This window comes from beta proteobacterium MWH-UniP1, from assembly GCA_036362785.1.
In the GTDB taxonomy this organism is placed as follows: domain Bacteria; phylum Pseudomonadota; class Gammaproteobacteria; order Burkholderiales; family Burkholderiaceae_A; genus Lacustribacter.
This window is the reverse complement of sequence record CP143625.1, coordinates 1,933,170-1,949,592: the sequence shown is the minus strand read 5'-3', so window position 1 is coordinate 1,949,592 and position 16,423 is coordinate 1,933,170. Positions and strand designations below refer to the sequence as shown.

General features: G+C 54.7%; 22 protein-coding genes. 17 read left to right on the top strand and 5 right to left on the bottom strand.

Annotated features, from left to right (window positions below; translation table 11 throughout):
• Positions 1–34 precede the first annotated feature (34 nt).
• The 11 genes from rpsE to rplQ all read left to right on the top strand — a co-directional run bounded on the left by rpsE (position 35) and on the right by rplQ (position 5,987).
• Positions 35–553, top strand: a complete 519-nt coding sequence (gene rpsE / locus AOB54_09590) for a 30S ribosomal protein S5 (protein ID WVN41708.1) — start codon at positions 35–37, stop codon at positions 551–553.
• Positions 554–567: 14 nt separating this feature from the next.
• On the top strand, positions 568–747 hold the full coding sequence (gene rpmD, locus AOB54_09585; protein ID WVN41707.1) for a 50S ribosomal protein L30: 180 nt from the start codon (positions 568–570) through the stop codon (positions 745–747).
• Between the two features lie 34 nt (positions 748–781).
• Entirely contained in the window at positions 782–1,234 is a 453-nt protein-coding gene (gene rplO / locus AOB54_09580) for a 50S ribosomal protein L15 (GenBank protein WVN42827.1), read from the top strand.
• 45 nt (positions 1,235–1,279) lie between these two features.
• Positions 1,280–2,599, top strand: coding sequence for a preprotein translocase subunit SecY (secY, locus tag AOB54_09575; protein WVN41706.1), 1,320 nt, complete (start codon positions 1,280–1,282; stop codon positions 2,597–2,599).
• Positions 2,600–2,649: 50 nt separating this feature from the next.
• Positions 2,650–2,868, top strand: a complete 219-nt coding sequence (gene infA / locus AOB54_09570) for a translation initiation factor IF-1 (GenBank protein WVN41705.1) — start codon at positions 2,650–2,652, stop codon at positions 2,866–2,868.
• Between the two features lie 24 nt (positions 2,869–2,892).
• Entirely contained in the window at positions 2,893–3,006 is a 114-nt protein-coding gene (gene rpmJ, locus AOB54_09565) for a 50S ribosomal protein L36 (GenBank protein WVN41704.1), read from the top strand.
• 28 nt (positions 3,007–3,034) lie between these two features.
• Entirely contained in the window at positions 3,035–3,400 is a 366-nt protein-coding gene (gene rpsM, locus AOB54_09560) for a 30S ribosomal protein S13 (GenBank protein WVN41703.1), read from the top strand.
• 15 nt (positions 3,401–3,415) lie between these two features.
• Entirely contained in the window at positions 3,416–3,814 is a 399-nt protein-coding gene (gene rpsK, locus AOB54_09555) for a 30S ribosomal protein S11 (GenBank protein ID WVN41702.1), read from the top strand.
• Between the two features lie 124 nt (positions 3,815–3,938).
• Complete coding sequence (gene rpsD / locus AOB54_09550) at positions 3,939–4,562, top strand: 30S ribosomal protein S4 (protein WVN41701.1); 624 nt, start codon at positions 3,939–3,941, stop codon at positions 4,560–4,562.
• Positions 4,563–4,580: 18 nt separating this feature from the next.
• On the top strand, positions 4,581–5,555 hold the full coding sequence (gene rpoA / locus AOB54_09545; GenBank protein WVN41700.1) for a DNA-directed RNA polymerase subunit alpha: 975 nt from the start codon (positions 4,581–4,583) through the stop codon (positions 5,553–5,555).
• Between the two features lie 36 nt (positions 5,556–5,591).
• Positions 5,592–5,987 (top strand): 50S ribosomal protein L17, encoded by a 396-nt coding sequence (gene rplQ, locus AOB54_09540; GenBank protein ID WVN41699.1) that lies wholly within the window; start codon positions 5,592–5,594, stop codon positions 5,985–5,987.
• Positions 5,988–6,137: 150 nt separating this feature from the next.
• On the opposite strand, the gene AOB54_09535 is transcribed toward rplQ, so the two are convergent.
• The 3 genes from AOB54_09535 to yihA form a co-directional block, all read right to left on the bottom strand.
• Complete coding sequence (locus tag AOB54_09535) at positions 6,138–6,749, bottom strand: cysteine dioxygenase (GenBank protein ID WVN41698.1); 612 nt, start codon at positions 6,747–6,749, stop codon at positions 6,138–6,140.
• A gap of 44 nt (positions 6,750–6,793) precedes the next feature.
• Positions 6,794–7,801, bottom strand: a complete 1,008-nt coding sequence (hemB, locus tag AOB54_09530) for a porphobilinogen synthase (GenBank protein WVN41697.1) — start codon at positions 7,799–7,801, stop codon at positions 6,794–6,796.
• Positions 7,802–7,913: 112 nt separating this feature from the next.
• Positions 7,914–8,612, bottom strand: coding sequence for a ribosome biogenesis GTP-binding protein YihA/YsxC (yihA, locus tag AOB54_09525; protein WVN41696.1), 699 nt, complete (start codon positions 8,610–8,612; stop codon positions 7,914–7,916).
• A 73-nt stretch (positions 8,613–8,685) separates the two neighbouring features.
• Here yihA and AOB54_09520 point away from each other — a divergent pair, with 73 nt between their 5' ends.
• The 5 genes from AOB54_09520 (at position 8,686) to AOB54_09500 (ending at position 14,559) form a co-directional block, all read left to right on the top strand.
• The gene (locus AOB54_09520) at positions 8,686–9,372 is read left to right on the top strand and encodes a c-type cytochrome (GenBank protein WVN41695.1); all 687 of its coding nucleotides are present in this window, start codon (positions 8,686–8,688) and stop codon (positions 9,370–9,372) included.
• Between the two features lie 85 nt (positions 9,373–9,457).
• Positions 9,458–11,593 carry a cytochrome c biogenesis protein ResB gene (locus AOB54_09515; protein ID WVN41694.1) on the top strand — a complete coding sequence of 712 codons (2,136 nt, stop codon included), beginning with the start codon at positions 9,458–9,460 and terminating at the stop codon, positions 11,591–11,593.
• Between the two features lie 28 nt (positions 11,594–11,621).
• Positions 11,622–12,932, top strand: coding sequence for a c-type cytochrome biogenesis protein CcsB (ccsB, locus tag AOB54_09510; GenBank protein ID WVN41693.1), 1,311 nt, complete (start codon positions 11,622–11,624; stop codon positions 12,930–12,932).
• A complete protein-coding gene (msrP, locus tag AOB54_09505) occupies positions 12,913–13,932 on the top strand; it encodes a protein-methionine-sulfoxide reductase catalytic subunit MsrP (GenBank protein ID WVN42826.1) in 1,020 nt (339 codons plus the stop codon). Before ccsB ends, msrP begins: the two co-directional genes overlap by 20 nt.
• Before the next feature lie 27 nt (positions 13,933–13,959).
• Positions 13,960–14,559, top strand: coding sequence for a protein-methionine-sulfoxide reductase heme-binding subunit MsrQ (locus tag AOB54_09500; protein WVN41692.1), 600 nt, complete (start codon positions 13,960–13,962; stop codon positions 14,557–14,559).
• On the opposite strand, the gene lysA is transcribed toward AOB54_09500, so the two are convergent.
• Both lysA and AOB54_09490 read right to left on the bottom strand, forming a co-directional pair.
• Positions 14,544–15,869 carry a diaminopimelate decarboxylase gene (gene lysA, locus AOB54_09495; GenBank protein ID WVN41691.1) on the bottom strand — a complete coding sequence of 442 codons (1,326 nt, stop codon included), beginning with the start codon at positions 15,867–15,869 and terminating at the stop codon, positions 14,544–14,546. The genes AOB54_09500 and lysA overlap by 16 nt on opposite strands.
• 26 nt (positions 15,870–15,895) lie before the next feature.
• On the bottom strand, positions 15,896–16,090 hold the full coding sequence (locus tag AOB54_09490) for a lipoprotein (GenBank protein ID WVN41690.1): 195 nt from the start codon (positions 16,088–16,090) through the stop codon (positions 15,896–15,898).
• An 11-nt stretch (positions 16,091–16,101) separates the two neighbouring features.
• Between AOB54_09490 and cyaY the strand changes: the two genes are divergently transcribed.
• Positions 16,102–16,422 carry an iron donor protein CyaY gene (gene cyaY, locus AOB54_09485; protein ID WVN41689.1) on the top strand — a complete coding sequence of 107 codons (321 nt, stop codon included), beginning with the start codon at positions 16,102–16,104 and terminating at the stop codon, positions 16,420–16,422.
• Position 16,423: the final 1 nt, after the last annotated feature.

Below are 16,423 nucleotides of genomic sequence, written 5' to 3'. Positions count from 1 at the left end.
CCCACGACAGACACAGGAATAACGGAGTTACCTCATGGCAAAGATGCAAGCAAAAGTAACCACAGAAGATCGCGACGACGGCCTTCGTGAAAAGATGATTTCCGTCAATCGCGTCACCAAGGTGGTGAAGGGCGGACGGATCCTCGGTTTCGCAGCGCTCACCGTGGTCGGTGATGGCGATGGCCGTATCGGCATGGGCAAGGGCAAGTCCCGTGAAGTCCCGGTTGCTGTTCAAAAAGCAATGGACGAAGCCCGCCGCAAGATGATCAAGGTTCCGCTCAAAGGCGGCACTTTCCATCACACCGTGACCGGCAAGCATGGCGCATCGACAGTGATGATTTCGCCCGCACAAAAGGGTACCGGCATTATTGCGGGCGGCCCAATGCGTGCCATTTTCGAAGTGCTTGGTGTGACCGACGTGGTCGCCAAGAGCTTGGGTTCGACAAACCCTTACAACATGGTGCGCGCCACGATCAATGGCCTGCGCAACATGCAAACGCCAGCAGAAGTCGCTAACAAGCGCGGCCTGTCGGTTGAACAAATCCTGAACTGATCAGGAGAAATGCCATGGAAAAGAAAACAGTAAAAGTAACCTTGGTTAAAAGCCCGATCGGTACGCGTGCATCGCACCGCGCCACGGTGACTGGCCTGGGCTTGAAAAAGATCCGCTCCAGCCGTGTGCTTGAAGACACGCCGGCAGTGCGGGGCATGATTAATAAAATCTCTTACCTCGTGAAGGTTGAGTGAGATCGCCATGACAGATAACGCAAATAAAACATCGATGCGCTTGAACTCCATCGCTCCCGCCGAAGGCGCAAAGCACGCCAAGCGTCGTGTGGGTCGTGGTATCGGTTCCGGCTTGGGTAAGACGGCTGGCCGTGGCCACAAGGGTCAGAAGTCGCGTTCCGGCGGTTTCCATAAGGTGGGCTTTGAAGGCGGCCAGATGCCTTTGCATCGTCGCCTGCCCAAGCGTGGCTTTACTGCGCCTTTTGCTAAATTTAACGCCGAAGTCCGTTTGTCCGACTTAGAGCGCATGCCCATCGACGAGATTGATCTCCTGGCACTCAAGCAGGCCGGCATTGTTGCTGAGCTGACTCGTGCTGCAAAAGTGATCAAGTCCGGTGAGTTGACCCGCAAGATCACCTTGCGTGGTCTGGGCGTAACTGCTGGTGCCAAGGCAGCCATCGAGGCCGCTGGCGGCACGGTGGTGGTTGATGCGCCTGCGGCCGCTTAATTCACCAACGTTTGATCGATCAAAGCAATAAGAGAACTGACCGATATGGCCAATCCAGCAATCAAGACTGACCGTTTTGCCGATCTGCGCAAGCGGTTGATCTTTCTTGTCTTGGCGCTCGTGGTCTATCGGATCGGCGCGCACATTCCTGTTCCCGGCATTGACCCCGATCAGCTGGCCCAGTTGTTTAAGTCGCAAAGTGGCGGCATCTTGGGCCTCTTTAATATGTTCTCGGGCGGTGCTTTATCGCGCTTTACTGTTTTTGCGCTGGGCATCATGCCCTACATCTCTGCGTCGATCATCATGCAGTTGATGACCGTGGTGTCGCCCCAGCTCGAGGCCTTGAAAAAAGAAGGCGAAGCTGGCCGTCGCAAAATTACTCAGTACACCCGTTACGCAACGGTTGCGTTGGCGATTTTCCAAGCGATCGGTATTTCGGTGGCGCTAGAGTCGCAGCCTGGCCTGGTCATTGATCCGGGCTTGATGTTCCGGTTTGTCACGGTTACTTCTTTGGTCACCGGCACCATGTTCCTGATGTGGCTTGGCGAACAGATCACCGAGCGCGGTCTTGGCAACGGCATTTCGATCATCATCTTTGCCGGTATTGCAGCTGGCTTGCCCAGCGCCCTTGGCGGTTTGTTTGAATTGGTCCGCACTGGCTCAATGAGCGCCATTGCACTGTTGATCATCGTGGTCCTGGTGGTTCTGGTCACGGCCTTTGTCTGCTTTGTTGAGCGTGGTCAGCGTAAGATTCTGGTGAACTACGCCAAGCGTCAGGTGGGCAACAAGGTCTATGCCGGTCAGACATCCCATCTGCCTTTGAAGCTCAACATGGCGGGTGTGATCCCCCCGATTTTTGCTTCCAGCATTATTTTGTTCCCCGCAACCTTAAGCTCATGGTTTGGCTCGTCGAGCGACGGCAGCTCGACCTTGCTGGGAGACATCGCTGCATCTCTGTCGCCTGGACAGCCGCTTTACATTGCGTTGTACGCTACCGCGATTATTTTCTTCTGCTTTTTCTACACCGCTCTGGTCTTTAACAGCAAGGAAACGGCAGACAACCTCAAGAAGTCTGGCGCGTTGATTCCAGGCATTCGCCCTGGCGATCAGACCGCCCGTTTTATTGACAAGATTTTGATGCGTCTAACTCTGGTGGGTGCGATTTACATTACCCTGGTCTGTTTGTTGCCCGAGTTCATGGTGCTGAAGTGGAATGTTCCGTTTTATTTCGGTGGCACATCCCTTTTGATTATTGTGGTGGTCACTATGGACTTTATGGCGCAGGTACAGGCCTACATGATGTCCCAGCAGTACGACAGCCTGTTGAAAAAGTCGCACTTTAAGGGCGGCGGGTTTTCCCGCTAATTCATGAGTTCGGACCGACGTAAATAACGCGAAGCGAGATTAGGTAGTCAATGGCGAAAGACGATGCGATTCAGATGCAAGGCGAGGTGATTGAGAACCTCCCCAATGCAACATTTCGCGTGAAGTTAGAAAACGGTCATGTGGTGCTTGGCCATATCTCCGGTCGCATGCGGATGCACTACATCCGTATTCTTCCCGGCGACAAGGTCACAGTAGAGATGACCCCCTACGATTTAACCCGTGCACGTATTGTTTTTCGTGCCAAGTAATGCAGGAACAGTAAAGGAAACATCATGAAAGTTTTGGCATCAGTTCGGCGTATTTGCCGCAATTGCAAAATTATTCGGCGCCACGGTGTGGTCCGCGTGATCTGCTCAGATCCGCGCCACAAGCAGCGTCAAGGCTAACCAATTCCGGAACATCTAGGAGTCGAACATGGCACGTATTGCCGGTATCAATATCCCGAACCATCAGCATGCCGACGTTGGCCTGACCGCCATCTACGGCATCGGGCGCCCTCGTGCCCGCGTCATCTGTGACGCTGCTGGCGTTGCTTACACCAAAAAGATCAAAGATCTGACCGACGACGAACTCGAGCGTCTGCGCGCCGAAGTCGGCAAGTACACCACTGAAGGTGACCTGCGTCGTGAGATCTCCATGAGCATTAAGCGTCTGATGGACTTGGGCTGTTATCGCGGCTTGCGTCATCGTCGCGGCCTGCCCGTTCGCGGTCAGCGCACTCGCACCAATGCTCGTACGCGCAAAGGCCCGAAAAAGGCTGCAGCAGCACTGAAGAAATAATCCAAGAGGGTACTTATGGCTAAGGCAGGAACCACTACTCAGCGCACCCGCAAAAAGGTTCGCAAGAACGTCACCGATGCGGTGGCCCACATCCACGCATCGTTTAACAACACGATCATCACGATCACTGACCGCCAGGGCAACGCATTGTCTTGGGCATCGAGTGGTGGTGCTGGCTTTAAGGGTTCGCGTAAAAGCACGCCCTTTGCGGCTCAGGTCGCAGCAGAAGCCGCTGGCCGTGTGGCACTTGAGTGCGGTGTAAAGAACGTTGAAGTTCGAATTACTGGCCCTGGCCCCGGCCGAGAGTCCACCATCCGCGCACTGAACGCGCTTGGCATGAAGGTCACCCAGATCTCGGACATCACGCCAGTACCCCATAACGGCTGCCGCCCACCAAAGCGTCGCCGCATTTAATTCGCAGTACAAGTCCCCGGGGCCGAACAGGCCTTCGGGTTTATTAAAAGCCCACCGTTGGGCATTTGCGCCCAACACTGCGCTAACGAATTAATCGTTTAGCGTTTTTCGAAAGGAAATCGAAGTGGCACGTTACTCTGGACCACGTTGTAAATTATCCCGCCGTGAAGGCACCGACCTTGGATTAAAAAGCGCCCGCCGCTCACTGGACTCCAAGTGCAAACAAGACAGCAAACCCGGTCAGCATGGCCGCACCTCGGGTGCCCGCCTTTCGGACTACGGCAAGCAGCTGCGTGAAAAACAGAAGGTCAAGCGTATCTACGGCATGCTGGAGCGCCAGTTCCGCCGTTATTTCGCCAACGCCAGCCAACAAAAAGGCAACACGGGTGAGAGCCTCCTGCAGCTTTTGGAATCGCGTTTAGATAACGTGGTGTATCGCATGGGCTTTGGTTCAACCCGCGCCGAGGCACGCCAGCTGGTCAGCCACAAGGCCGTGCTAGTCAATGGCAAGCCGATCAATATCCCGTCGGCCCACGTCAAGCCGAACGATGTGATCTCTATCGCCGAGAAGTCCAAGGGCCAGGCCCGTGTGATTTCCGCAGTACAGCTCGCTGAACAAAATGGATTTCCTTCCTGGGTGTCGGTCGACACCAAGAAAATGGAAGGCGTTTTTAAGCAAGTGCCTGATCGCTCCGATCTCTCCGCAGAAATTAATGAGAGCTTGATCGTCGAGTTGTATTCCCGCTAATCATTGCGAAGGATTCTTATGCAAACAGCATTTCTTAAGCCGCGCATTATTGAAGTTGAACCGACTGGCAACAACTCGGCCAAAATCATCATGGAACCGTTTGAGCGGGGCTTTGGCCACACCCTGGGTAACGCCCTGCGTCGCGTACTGCTGTCCTCTATGGAAGGCTTTGCGCCAACGGAAGTTCAAATCGCTGGTGTCGTGCACGAGTACTCCACGATCGAAGGCGTGCAGGAAGACGTTGTTGATCTTTTGTTAAACCTAAAAGGCGTGGTCTTCGACCTCGAAGGCCGCAACGACGTGCTGATCTCCCTGCGCAAGCAAGGCGGTGGCGTGGTCAAGGCATCTGACTTTGATCTGCCACACGATGTCAAAGTCATCAATCCCGACCACGTGTTGGCCCACGTTTCTGACAACACCAAACTGGAGCTCCAGGTCCGTGTTGAAAAAGGCCGTGGCTATGTGCCAGGCACCCTGCGTCAGCTGTCAGACGACACCAGCCGCGCCATTGGCCGTATCGTGTTAGACGCCTCGTTCTCACCAATTCGTCGCGTGAGCTACACCGTTGAGAGCGCCCGTGTGGAGCAACGTACCGACTTGGACCGCCTGGTCATTGAAGTACAGACCAACGGCGTGATCAATCCGGAAGACGCCGTGCGTCGTGCCGCTCGAATCCTGGTGGATCAGCTGTCGGTGTTTGCCGCGCTCGAGGGTGGTGAACAGGTCGCTGAAGTGGGCCGTGGTGCCAGCGTAGATCCGATGCTGTTGCGTCCGGTCGACGACTTGGAGCTGACCGTGCGCTCAGCCAACTGCCTGAAGGCCGAGAGCATCTATTACATCGGTGACCTGATTCAGCGCACCGAAAATGAGCTGTTGAAGACCCCCAATCTGGGTCGTAAATCGCTCAATGAAATCAAAGAAGTCCTGGCATCCCGTGGCCTGACGCTCGGCATGAAGCTCGAGAACTGGCCACCCGCAGGTCTTGACCGTTAATACGCGTTTACCCGCGAAGAATTAAGGAGAATACCCATGCGTCACCGTCTCGGATTACGCAAACTCAACCGAACCTCTAGCCATCGCTTGGCGATGTTCCGCAACATGGCCAATGCACTGTTGCGCCACGAGGCGATCAAAACCACTCTGCCCAAGGCAAAGGAGTTGCGTCGCGTTGTGGAGCCGCTCATCACGATGGGCAAAACCCCAACCCTGGCCAACCGTCGTCTTGCCTTTGATCGTCTGCGTGACCGCGAGATGGTGGGCAAGCTCTTTGCAGAAATCGGCCCCCGTTACGCCACGCGTCCAGGCGGCTACTGCCGGATCCTGAAGTTTGGTTTCCGTGCCGGTGACAACGCGCCGATGGCCCTCATGGAGTTGGTAGATCGCCCCGAAGTGACCGAGGCAGTCGACACGGAAAAGGCTGCTTAAATACGCAGTCTGTGTTTCTCGCATCCGTCTAACCACGCGATGCGACAGTAAAAAAGCCAGATTCCCATCTGGCTTTTTTCATTTTTGTCGGTGCTCATTGAGACGCAATTCTGGAGTTTTACGCAAACCCGGCCTGCTGGGGCGTATTGATCAATTTAAACGCGCGCGTATCTCGTCAGCCTGATTCCACAGGTTGGGAACCACATCGCTTGAGTAGCCCGAGACAAACGCTTTCTCTTCGCTACTGCCCTCTTTGAAGACTCCGCGAATCGTGTTGCCAATGTTTTTTCCGTAGACGTGGATACTGATCGATGGTCGGTCCGTGAGGGCATTGGCAACCGTATGCAGATCGCCAATAGCGGGCGACACAGCATCAATTTCTTTGGCCTTGAGCATGACGCTGGGGCCATCTTTACTCACCACACCACGTGCATCACGTTGATAGCGCTGACAGAGTTCAGCGCCACGTAGCACCCCGACTAAGCCCCACACCGTGTGGTTATGAATCGGTGTGGATTGTCCGGGGCCCCATACAAAACTTTGTACCGAGAAGCGCTCCTGCGGGTCACAGTACAACAAGTACTGCTGGTAGTACTGTGGGTGGGGTTTGGCAAATGCATCGGGAAGCCAATCATCCCGCTCAATCAATTGGGCAAGCGGCATCTTTATTGCCGAGATGATCTCGGACTCAAGGGAGTACTCCGAGACGATTCGGGTGGCATCGAGAACAAACTGACGAAGTGGCGCGATGGTATCGGGCATATCGTTACTCATTAAGCAAGCGAGAACTTGTTGAAACTAAAATCCTAAATACCTTCCTTGATCCACTTGGCAACATCGGGTGCGAAATAGGTCAGCACACCGTCAGCACCAGCCCGGCGGAATGCCATCATGGCCTCTAATACAGTCTTTTTTTCATCAAGCCAGCCGTTGGCTGCGGCCGCTTTCAGCATCGCATACTCACCACTCACCTGATAGGCAAAGGTGGGCATGCCGAAGGTTTCTTTGACGCGCCAGACAATGTCGAGATACGGCATGCCGGGCTTGACCATTACCATGTCTGCGCCCTCTTCGATATCGAGCGCCACCTCTCGTAGTGCTTCATTGGTGTTGGCCGGATCCATCTGATAAGTCTTCTTATCGGATTTGCCAAGATTGCCAGCACTGCCAACCGCATCACGGAAGGGCCCGTAATACGCGGATGCATATTTCGCCGCATAAGACATGATGCGGGTATGGATCAGATCTCGTTCCTCGAGTGCCTGACGAATCGCGCCGATGCGCCCGTCTTGCATATCGGATGGCGCCACAATATCCACTCCGGCCTGTGCCTGCATGACGGATTGCTCGACCAAGACCTTCACGGTCTCATCGTTCAGAATGCGGCCCTCTTCGTCAATAAGCCCATCCTGGCCGTGACTGGTGTACGGGTCGAGTGCCACGTCGGTCATGACCCCAATCTCGGGCACATGCTTTTTTAGAGCCGCGACAACCCGGGGCACCAGGCCCGCGGGGTTCGCAGCCTCACGTCCATCAGGCGTTTTTTTCGAATTTTCAATCACCGGGAAGAGGGCCAGCACGGGGATACCAAGCTTGGCCGCGTTTTCTGCCACCGGCAGGAGCTTGTCTAACGAATAACGCTGAACCCCTGGCATAGACGGAACGTCAATAACGGTACCCGTCCCTTCCGTGACAAAAACTGGATAAATTAAGTCATTAACTGATAATGAGTGTTCACTAACAAGAGCCCTGGACCAAGCGTCACGCCGGTTTCGGCGCATTCGAACAGTGGGGAATTTAGCGGCATGACTCATAACATTACTCTCAGTATGGTTAATATTTGAAAAGTTTATGTCTTGGACATAATATAGACACAGACAGAATATCGTCTCCCGCTTCTCCTCCCTGAGCGGGTGCCTATCGAATTTAGGCGTTCCTACCCGGCGACGGTGTCGCCGGGTTTTTTTTATCCATCAGTCCCCACCATTGTCCGATTTTTTCGAGCACTTCGTCTCGGCCCATCTTGCTGGTTGCTGAAAACAGGCTGACGGACACCTGGTTGCCCCACTGGGAGGCATGCTCGTCAATGATTTTCTTTGCGGCAAACAAGGCCTTGTTCTGATCATTTCGAGTGAGTTTGTCGGCCTTGGTGAGCAGGACATGAATGGGCTGCTGACGACGACCGAACCATTCCAGCATTTGCACGTCCAACGGACCGAAAAGGTGTCGGATATCCATAACCAAGATCAGGGCGACGAGACTCACCCGACTGTCTAAAAATCGAGCGAGTTCTGCCTGCCAGCGGGCCTTGGTGGCATGGTCAACGGCCGCATAACCATAGCCAGGCAGGTCGACCAGCCGCCCAAGCTCCTCGCCCTGCCATTGCAGCGTAAAGAGATTGATCAGCTGCGTTCGGCCGGGTGTTTTGCTGCTAAACGCCAAGCGCCGGCGGTTGCAGATGGTGTTCAGGGCCGACGACTTGCCTGCGTTGGAGCGTCCCGCGATAGCGATCTCGCCCGCCCCAATGGCTGGCAAATCACCAGATTTTGCGGCGCTGGTAAGAAAGGCGATCTGGTGGATCCAATCCTTGAGTGGGGGCAGTGGGCTTTGGGATTGGAGCGACATGTGGGATAAGGACTCGACTAAAATAGACCGATTAATAAATATGCCGGGAGTAATTATGCGTTGCCAGTTTGACATGCTTTCTCTAAGCCGTTTATCAAAGTCTGCCGCAATGGGCCGAAAGCTATTGACCGTGGCTGCCGCCGCAGCCTCGTTTATGATGGTCGCGCCTGTTTCAGCGGCAGAGCCTGCGCCCGCCAAAAAGGTAGTCGACTTGGCCAAGGGTAAAGCCACCGCTGCGGCAGTCTGTGCCGCCTGTCATATGCCCGATGGCAACAGCATGATTCCTCAGAACCCAATTCTGGCAGGCCAGCATGCTGCCTACTTAGAAAAACAGTTACACAACTTCCGCGTTAAACCTGGTGCAAAAGTGGCTGAGCGCGAGAACGCGGTGATGGCCGGTTTTGCAGCAATGCTAACGCCAGACGACATCGCCAATCTTGCTGCGTATTATTCACAACAGACACCGAAACCAGTGTCGCCAAAACGCAAAGAGTTGCTGGCAGTGGGCGAAAAGATTTATCGCGCCGGGCTTCCCGAAAAAGGTGTGCCAGCATGCGCTGGCTGCCACAGCCCTAACGGTGCGGGTATTGGTGCCCAATACCCCAGATTTGCTGGGCAGCACCCCGAGTACACCGAGGGCACGCTGAACAACTTCCGTCTTGGTCAGCGCAAAAACAGCGCTCAGATGATGACCATTGCTGGAAAGATGTCAGAGTCCGATATCGCAGCGGTGTCTGAATACATCGCCTCGCTGCGTTAATTCAGTTTGATCCACAAGACGCCCCGGTTGCTCACCCAGGGGCGTCTTTGTTTTCTGAGCAAGAGGCCACACCGCCCCAACGTCTATGAGCAATCCACAACCTTCTGATCTCCCGCCGGCGCCGCAATCGACTCACGGCATTGAGCTGTCGACAAATCGCCGCTGGATCGACGACACCGTAGAGCTGTTGAGCTCTATGCGGTTTGCGATTTCTGCCCTAATGGTGGTGTGTATCGCCAGTGCGATTGGTACTGTCGTTTCACAAAACGCGGCACCCATCAATTACGTGAATCAGTTTGGCGCGTTCTGGGCAGAAGTATTAGCGGCGCTCGATGTGTTTCGTGTCTACAACGCACCATGGTTTTTGGTGATCATGGGCCTGATGTTGGTTTCGACCAGCTTGTGCCTGATCCGCAACACACCAAAAATGTTAAAGGACTCGCGCTCCTGGCGCGAAAAAGTCCGTGACACCACGTTCCCTGCATTTAAGCATCGTGTCGCGGTCGATGTCGCACCAGCAAACGCGACAGGCGCTGTTGCTAGTCTTGGAAAATTTTTAGAAAGCCGTGGCTACAAGTTGCGTCAGGCAACCGGGGCCGAATCCGCCAACCAGCCGGTGTTGGTCGCCCGCAAGGGCACGTCGAACCGCTTTGGTTACATTGCCGCCCACCTCTCGATTGTGGTGATCTCTCTTGGGGGGCTTTTAGATAGCGAACTGCCACTGAAAGCAGCCGCATGGTGGTGGGATAAAAAGCCATTACAAATGGCCACCTTTGGTGGTAACGAGGTGCCCGCAAGCGCAAGACTTCCTGTGAGCACGCCGACCTATCGTGCCAACTCACTCGTGCCAGAGGGGGCAACCGTTGATGTGGCCGTTGTGCCGCAAGGCGATGGGGCTTTGCTCTTAGATTTGCCATTTGAGCTGCACTTAAACAAGTTTCGGATTGAGTACTACCCCACAGGCATGCCGAAGTTATTTGCCAGCGATGTTGTCCTGAAAGACAAAGCAACCGGTGAAGAAAAGGCGGCCACGATCGAGGTGAACAAGCCTTTGATTCACCGTGGCATTGCCATCTACCAATCAAGCTTTGACGATGGCGGATCGAAGTTAAAACTTGCGGCCTACCCAATGATGGGCCCGCTGCGTAATCCACTGCCAATTGACATTAACGTGGGCCAATCCATCGGATTGCGCAATTCCACTCAGAACATTTCTTTGGAAATCTCTGGTTTTAAGGCCATCAATGTCGAAAACATGGGGGGACCGACCGACAACGCGGCCACGGAAGACCCATTTCAAAAACATGTGTCCACGGTGTTGTCTCCCGCGGTCAATACCAACAAGGCCAACACACTCCGTAATGTCGGCCCCTCGATCAACTACAAGCTGCGCGATCAAAGCGGGCAAGCCCGTGAGTTTCATACCTACATGCTGCCGGTTGAACTTGAGGGGGTTCGGGTATTTTTAGCAGGGGTTCGCAACTCGCCAGACGAGCAATTTAAGTACCTGCGCATCCCTGCAGATGCCAAAGACAGTCTCGACGAATTCATGCGGATACGGGCTGCGCTCACCGATCCCGCCGTTCGGAAAATTGCAGCCAAACGATTTGCTGACCGCTCGGCGCCGGCGGGTGTCTCGGGTGCCTTGGCCGAAAGCGCAGAAAAGGCGCTAACGGCGGTCGCCGAAGGGGGGATTGACGGGCTTGGCCGGATCCTGGAAAGCACCGTTCCCGAAGCCGAGCGCGAACGGGCTGCCGAGGTCGTGCTCAGGCTTTTGGCCGGGTCTTTCTGGGAAGTCTGGCAACAGGCCCGGGTAAAAGACGGCCTGCCGGCACTGCCCAGAAACGACGAGAACATGCAGTTTGCCCAGCTCTCCTTGACTGCGGTCAGCGACGCCCAACTCTTTGGAGCGCCAATGTTGGTGTCCCTAAAAGAGTTTGAAGAGGTCAAGGCCAGCGTGTTTCAGGTCACCCGCTCTCCCGGCAAGACCACCGTCTACCTGGGGTGTTTGTTGCTTACTTTGGGCATCTTCGCGATGCTCTACATCCAGGAGCGTCGGATCTGGATTTGGCTCAGTCCCAATGGGGATCGCACCACGTTGAAATTGGCCGCTTCCACACCCCGTCTCACCATGGATTTCCAAAAGGAATTTTCGTCTTTAAGTCAGGTCACAGAGCAATTGGGAAGTACCGTTGCGGTCAAATCGAATAACACCGTGTAAAAAGCATTTAGCAGGAGACGCCTGAGTCATGAACACTTTAGCTACGAATCTTTCGTCGGACCCCAGTGCCTCGGCACGCAAGTGGGGTCTGCGTGATCTGGGCATCGGACTGATTGCTGGCCTGGGGGCGGCATTTGCCACTCAGCGTTACGCGTCCTTCATGGATATCTATGAGCTGGTGATTCTTTGGGCCTGTGTACCCGGTGTCGTGTTTTTGGGCTACCTCTGGGCGGCCTTGCGGCCCTACATCTTGGGCTGTGCGATTGCATCGGTGGCGGCCGTCATGATGTATGGCGGTTCTTCTGCGTCTGCCGAAACCAATCTCTTATTGAAATACTTCCTCTCTTCTCAGTCCGCCATTCTCTGGATGTGCGCACTCTTTGCGCTGGCCACAGTGGTGTATTGGGTTGGGCTGTTATCCAAGGGCGCAACAGCACTCTGGATGGGTAGCCTGCTGACTTGGGCTGCAAGTGCCATGGGCTTTATTGGCCTCTTGGTGCGTTGGTACGAGTCTTATCTCATTAGTCCAGACGTCGGCCACATTCCAGTTAGCAACCTCTACGAGGTCTTCATTCTCTTTTCGGTGATCACCGCCTTGTTTTATCTTTACTACGAAGGCCGCTACAAAACCCGCGCCCTTGGCGGCTTCGTGTTGTTGATCATTTCGGCGGCAGTGGGATTTCTGCTGTGGTACATCGGTGCCCGCTCAGCCCACGAGATTCAGCCGCTGGTGCCTGCGTTGCAGTCTTGGTGGATGAAAATCCATGTGCCCGCGAACTTCGTGGGTTACGGTACATTTTCTCTGGCTGCGATGGTCGGCTTTGCCTATCTGATCAAAGAAAACGCCCACACACGCTCTACTTGGAAGCTTGCCCCTTTATTTGTTCTGGGGGTGCTCTTGTGCGCAGAGCCTTTGGTATTTCGTCGCTCGGGGCTGCCCGACTACTGGGCCTTGTACTTTGGTATCTCCGCTGGCCTAGTGGGCGCTATTGTCGCCCTGCGTCGTCGCATTGGTGATGCGCTGCCTTCATTAGATGTTCTCGACGATGTCATGTACCGTGCGATTGCGGTGGGCTTTGCGTTTTTTACGGTCGCCACCATCCTTGGTGCCCTCTGGGCTGCAGAGGCTTGGGGCACGTATTGGCAGTGGGACCCGAAAGAAACCTGGGCACTCATCGTTTGGCTGAACTACGCAGCGTGGTTGCATCTGCGCATGATGAAAGGCCTGCGTGGTCAGGTGGCGGCCTACTGGGCTTTGGTGGGCCTGCTGATTACCGGCTTTGCATTCCTTGGTGTGAACATGTTCCTCTCGGGCCTGCATTCCTATGGCACGCTCTGATCGTCGCCGTCTGCTGGGCAGTGATTTAGACAAAGAAATCACACCACAGTCGGTTTATGAGCAACGACGTTCATTAATCGCGGCCTTTACGGGCTTCACGCTTCGCCAAGGGGTTGCAGCAGCAGTGCCCTTGGCCACTGCGGTGGGCGCCACTCCCGCTTTGGCGTCATCTAAACCTGTAAAACTTGGTCCATTGCCGGGTAAGCCTAGCCGCTACTCGCTTATGGAAAAGCCTGTTCCATTTGAAGACGCGGCCAGTTACAACAACTTTTATGAGTTTGGTTTAGAAAAAGAAGACCCTTTTGAAAATGCACCGAGTCGTTTAAAAACAGCCCCCTGGAAATTATCGGTCGAGGGCATGGTGGCCAAACCAAGGGTGTTTGATGTCGACGACTTACGCAAGCTCGCCGCGATGGAAGAGCGCATTACACGGCTGCGTTGTGTCGAGGGCTGGTCGATGGTGATCCCCTGGGTGGGGTACTCTTTTTCTGAATTGATTCGGCAGGTGCAGCCGCTTGGGTCGGCAAAGTTTGTTGAATTCACCACACTGGCGGACTCCAAACAGATGCCTGGTTTGTCCTCGCGCGTATTGCGTTGGCCCTACCAAGAGGGATTACGTCTTGACGAGGCCCAGCACCCCTTAACGCTCTTGACCTTCGGCATGTATGGATCTGTTTTGCCAGCACAAAATGGCGCGCCCATTCGCCTGGTCGTGCCGTGGAAGTACGGCTTTAAAAGCATTAAATCCATTGTGAAAATTCGTTTTACTGACACCCAGCCCAGCACGAGCTGGAGCCTGGCTGCGCCACACGAATATGGTTTTTATTCCAACGTGAACCCGGATGTTGCTCACCCGCGCTGGTCACAGGCGTCCGAGCGTGTGCTTGGTGGCGAGAACATGGGAATTTTTGGCCCCCGCCGTAAGACCCAGCTCTTTAATGGCTACGCCGATCTCGTCGGTAATATGTACGCGGGCATGGACCTGAAGAAGTTTTATTAACCAACTCAACAGGGCCTCGTTGCCGCCATGTCGACTGCGTTGGCCCCGATTGTCCGATTAAAGTTTGCCCTCTGGTGCTTGGCGGCCATGCCTTTGCTGGATTTGGTGTGGCGCACTTTTGTCAATCAGCTCGGCACAAATCCCCAGGAGACTTTATTGCGGGCCACGGGCACTTGGTGCCTGGTCTTACTTCTGGTCACGCTGGGCGTCACGCCGCTTCGACATTGGTGGCATTGGCCAGAGTTGATTCGCGTGCGACGCATGCTCGGCCTGTGGGCCTTTGCGTACGCGGTGGTTCACTTGCTGTGTTTCTGGGCCTTTGAGCACGATTTTGTCTGGTTTGCCGTGTTGCAAGACGGCCTGAAGCGGCCTTTTGTGACGGTAGGCCTAACGGCCTTTGCCCTGCTGGTGCCACTGGCAATCACTTCCAACAAACAATCAATGCGGGCACTTGGTCCCCGTTGGAAGCAATTACATCGTGCCGTCTATGCTGTTGCCCTGCTGTCTTGCCTGCATTTCTTTTTACACCGGGCGGGAAAAAATAATTTCTTAGACCCGCTGATTGCCCTCACGGTGATTGCAGGACTTTTCGCCGCACGATTTTTCTTGGCTCAGTCACGCAAATAGTTTGGGATACGCTCGGGCCCAATTAAATCTTCAAACTGTTCTCTGCGTCGAATGAGATGCAGATCACCGTTTTGCGCCACCAACACTTCTGCTGCCCGAGGCCTGCTGTTGTAGTTGGAACTCATGCTCATGCCGTACGCACCTGCCGATAGCAGGGCAAGCACATCGCCTTGCTGAAGTGCCAGATGACGGTCTTTGGCAAGCCAGTCACCGCTTTCGCAGACCGGCCCCACCAGATCCCAAGGCTTTGCTTCGGAAGTGTGCGGGCCTGTTTTCACGGGCTCAACACCATGCCAAGCTTCATAGAGCGCTGGCCGCATCAGGTCATTCATTGCGGCATCGATCACGGCAAAGTTTTTCTCAGGGCTGGGCTTTAAAAGCTCGACACTGGTGAGCAGCACGCCGGCGTTGCCAACAATGGCCCGGCCAAATTCGAACAAAATTTCGGGTGTGGCAATCTGATTGGCTTTGGCCCAGCCCGTAATGCGGGCAAAGAGCGCGTTTAACATCTCTGCAGGGGCGGGCGGCGTTTCGTTGTCGTAGCAAATACCAAGGCCACCGCCAAGATCAAGATGGTGGATGACGATACCGGCTTGCCGTAGCTGGTCGGTGAGCAACAAGACTTTATCGAGCGAATCCAGAAACGGCTGCAAGGTCGTGATCTGAGAACCAATATGGCAATCAATGCCTTGTACCGAAATACCGGGAAGGCTGATGGCCTTTTGATAGATCCGCAGCGCCTCGGCCATGGGAATACCAAACTTATTTTCTTTTAGTCCAGTGGAAATATAAGGATGCGTTTTTGCATCAATGTCTGGATTAACGCGTAGAGAAATGGGCGCGGAAAGACCCAGGGCAACTGCGGCCTGCGACACCATCTCAAGCTCCGCTTCAGACTCAACATTGATGCACTTAATGCCAGCCGTGAGTGCTGCACGAATCTCTGCCGGTTTTTTCCCCACGCCGGAAAATACGATTCGGTCGGCACGGCCACCTGCTGCAAGCACGCGTTCAAGCTCTCCAAGCGACACAATGTCAAACCCAGCGCCTTGTTTGGCAAGTAAGCGAATGATGGCCAGATTGGAGTTGGCCTTTAGTGCGTAACAAATGAGTGCCCGTTGTGCTGTCGCGGGTTCGGCGAAGGCCTGGTAGGCACTGGCAATCATGCGCTCGGAATACACAAAGGTGGGTGTGCCGAATTCGGCCGCAATCTGCGCGAGCGACCGGCCTTCACAGCAAAGGGTGCCGGTATCGTCTCTTGTAAAGGCAGATGCTTTTAAGGGGCCGTTTGTAAAAGGGTGCTGACTCATTATTTCTTGCGTTGGGCTGTAAGTTCTTATTTTGTTTGGCCGGGTCCGCCACCGCCGCTGGCCGGCTCTTCAGGCGGCGCCGGAAACTGGGGCTTGGGCAGGGTTAATGGGCCCTTTTGCCCGCAGCCGACTAAAATTGCGCTCGATAGCATGGCCGCGATAAGCGTTTGATATGCGCGGCGTTTCTTTTGAAAAATAGGGTGATGTGGTCGTGTCGCCATGGGATGAGAGTATGACGGAAACTGAGTTTTTGGATCAGGTCGCTACAGTCTGGCGGGGCGTTGAGTCAAAGGTCGACCTCTGGGCTGACGAGCAGGATTTAGATGTCGAAGCTTGTCGGGTTGGGCCTGTCTTAGAAATCGAGTTTGATTCTGGCCGCAAGATCGTCATTAACCCCCAGACGCCGATGCAACAGATCTGGCTGGCCTCGCCCCACGGTGCGTTTCATTTCCAGTGCCAAGGGGGCCAATGGGTGGACACTCGCACCGGAACAGACTTTTGGGCGGTATTGGCTGAACAGGCCAAGCTCATTCTTGGCCGTGCGATCGATTAGG

Bases quoted from the DNA above. Each gene is read 5' to 3' on its own strand.
- AOB54_09535 (WVN41698.1), bottom strand. From the start codon at position 6,749: ATGCCCGATACCATCGCGCCACTTCGTCAGTTTGTTCTCGATGCCACC.
- rpsK (WVN41702.1), top strand. From the start codon at position 3,416: ATGGCTAAGGCAGGAACCACTACTCAGCGCACCCGCAAAAAGGTTCGC.
- ccsB (WVN41693.1), top strand. From the start codon at position 11,622: ATGAACACTTTAGCTACGAATCTTTCGTCGGACCCCAGTGCCTCGGCA.
- AOB54_09515 (WVN41694.1), top strand. From the start codon at position 9,458: ATGAGCAATCCACAACCTTCTGATCTCCCGCCGGCGCCGCAATCGACT.
- yihA (WVN41696.1), bottom strand. From the start codon at position 8,612: ATGTCGCTCCAATCCCAAAGCCCACTGCCCCCACTCAAGGATTGGATC.
- rpoA (WVN41700.1), top strand. From the start codon at position 4,581: ATGCAAACAGCATTTCTTAAGCCGCGCATTATTGAAGTTGAACCGACT.
- rpmJ (WVN41704.1), top strand. From the start codon at position 2,893: ATGAAAGTTTTGGCATCAGTTCGGCGTATTTGCCGCAATTGCAAAATT.
- AOB54_09490 (WVN41690.1), bottom strand. From the start codon at position 16,090: ATGGCGACACGACCACATCACCCTATTTTTCAAAAGAAACGCCGCGCA.
- hemB (WVN41697.1), bottom strand. From the start codon at position 7,801: ATGAGTCATGCCGCTAAATTCCCCACTGTTCGAATGCGCCGAAACCGG.
- AOB54_09520 (WVN41695.1), top strand. From the start codon at position 8,686: ATGCTTTCTCTAAGCCGTTTATCAAAGTCTGCCGCAATGGGCCGAAAG.
- cyaY (WVN41689.1), top strand. From the start codon at position 16,102: ATGACGGAAACTGAGTTTTTGGATCAGGTCGCTACAGTCTGGCGGGGC.
- secY (WVN41706.1), top strand. From the start codon at position 1,280: ATGGCCAATCCAGCAATCAAGACTGACCGTTTTGCCGATCTGCGCAAG.
- rpmD (WVN41707.1), top strand. From the start codon at position 568: ATGGAAAAGAAAACAGTAAAAGTAACCTTGGTTAAAAGCCCGATCGGT.
- lysA (WVN41691.1), bottom strand. From the start codon at position 15,869: ATGAGTCAGCACCCTTTTACAAACGGCCCCTTAAAAGCATCTGCCTTT.
- AOB54_09500 (WVN41692.1), top strand. From the start codon at position 13,960: ATGTCGACTGCGTTGGCCCCGATTGTCCGATTAAAGTTTGCCCTCTGG.
- rplQ (WVN41699.1), top strand. From the start codon at position 5,592: ATGCGTCACCGTCTCGGATTACGCAAACTCAACCGAACCTCTAGCCAT.
- infA (WVN41705.1), top strand. From the start codon at position 2,650: ATGGCGAAAGACGATGCGATTCAGATGCAAGGCGAGGTGATTGAGAAC.
- rplO (WVN42827.1), top strand. From the start codon at position 782: ATGCGCTTGAACTCCATCGCTCCCGCCGAAGGCGCAAAGCACGCCAAG.
- rpsE (WVN41708.1), top strand. From the start codon at position 35: ATGGCAAAGATGCAAGCAAAAGTAACCACAGAAGATCGCGACGACGGC.
- rpsM (WVN41703.1), top strand. From the start codon at position 3,035: ATGGCACGTATTGCCGGTATCAATATCCCGAACCATCAGCATGCCGAC.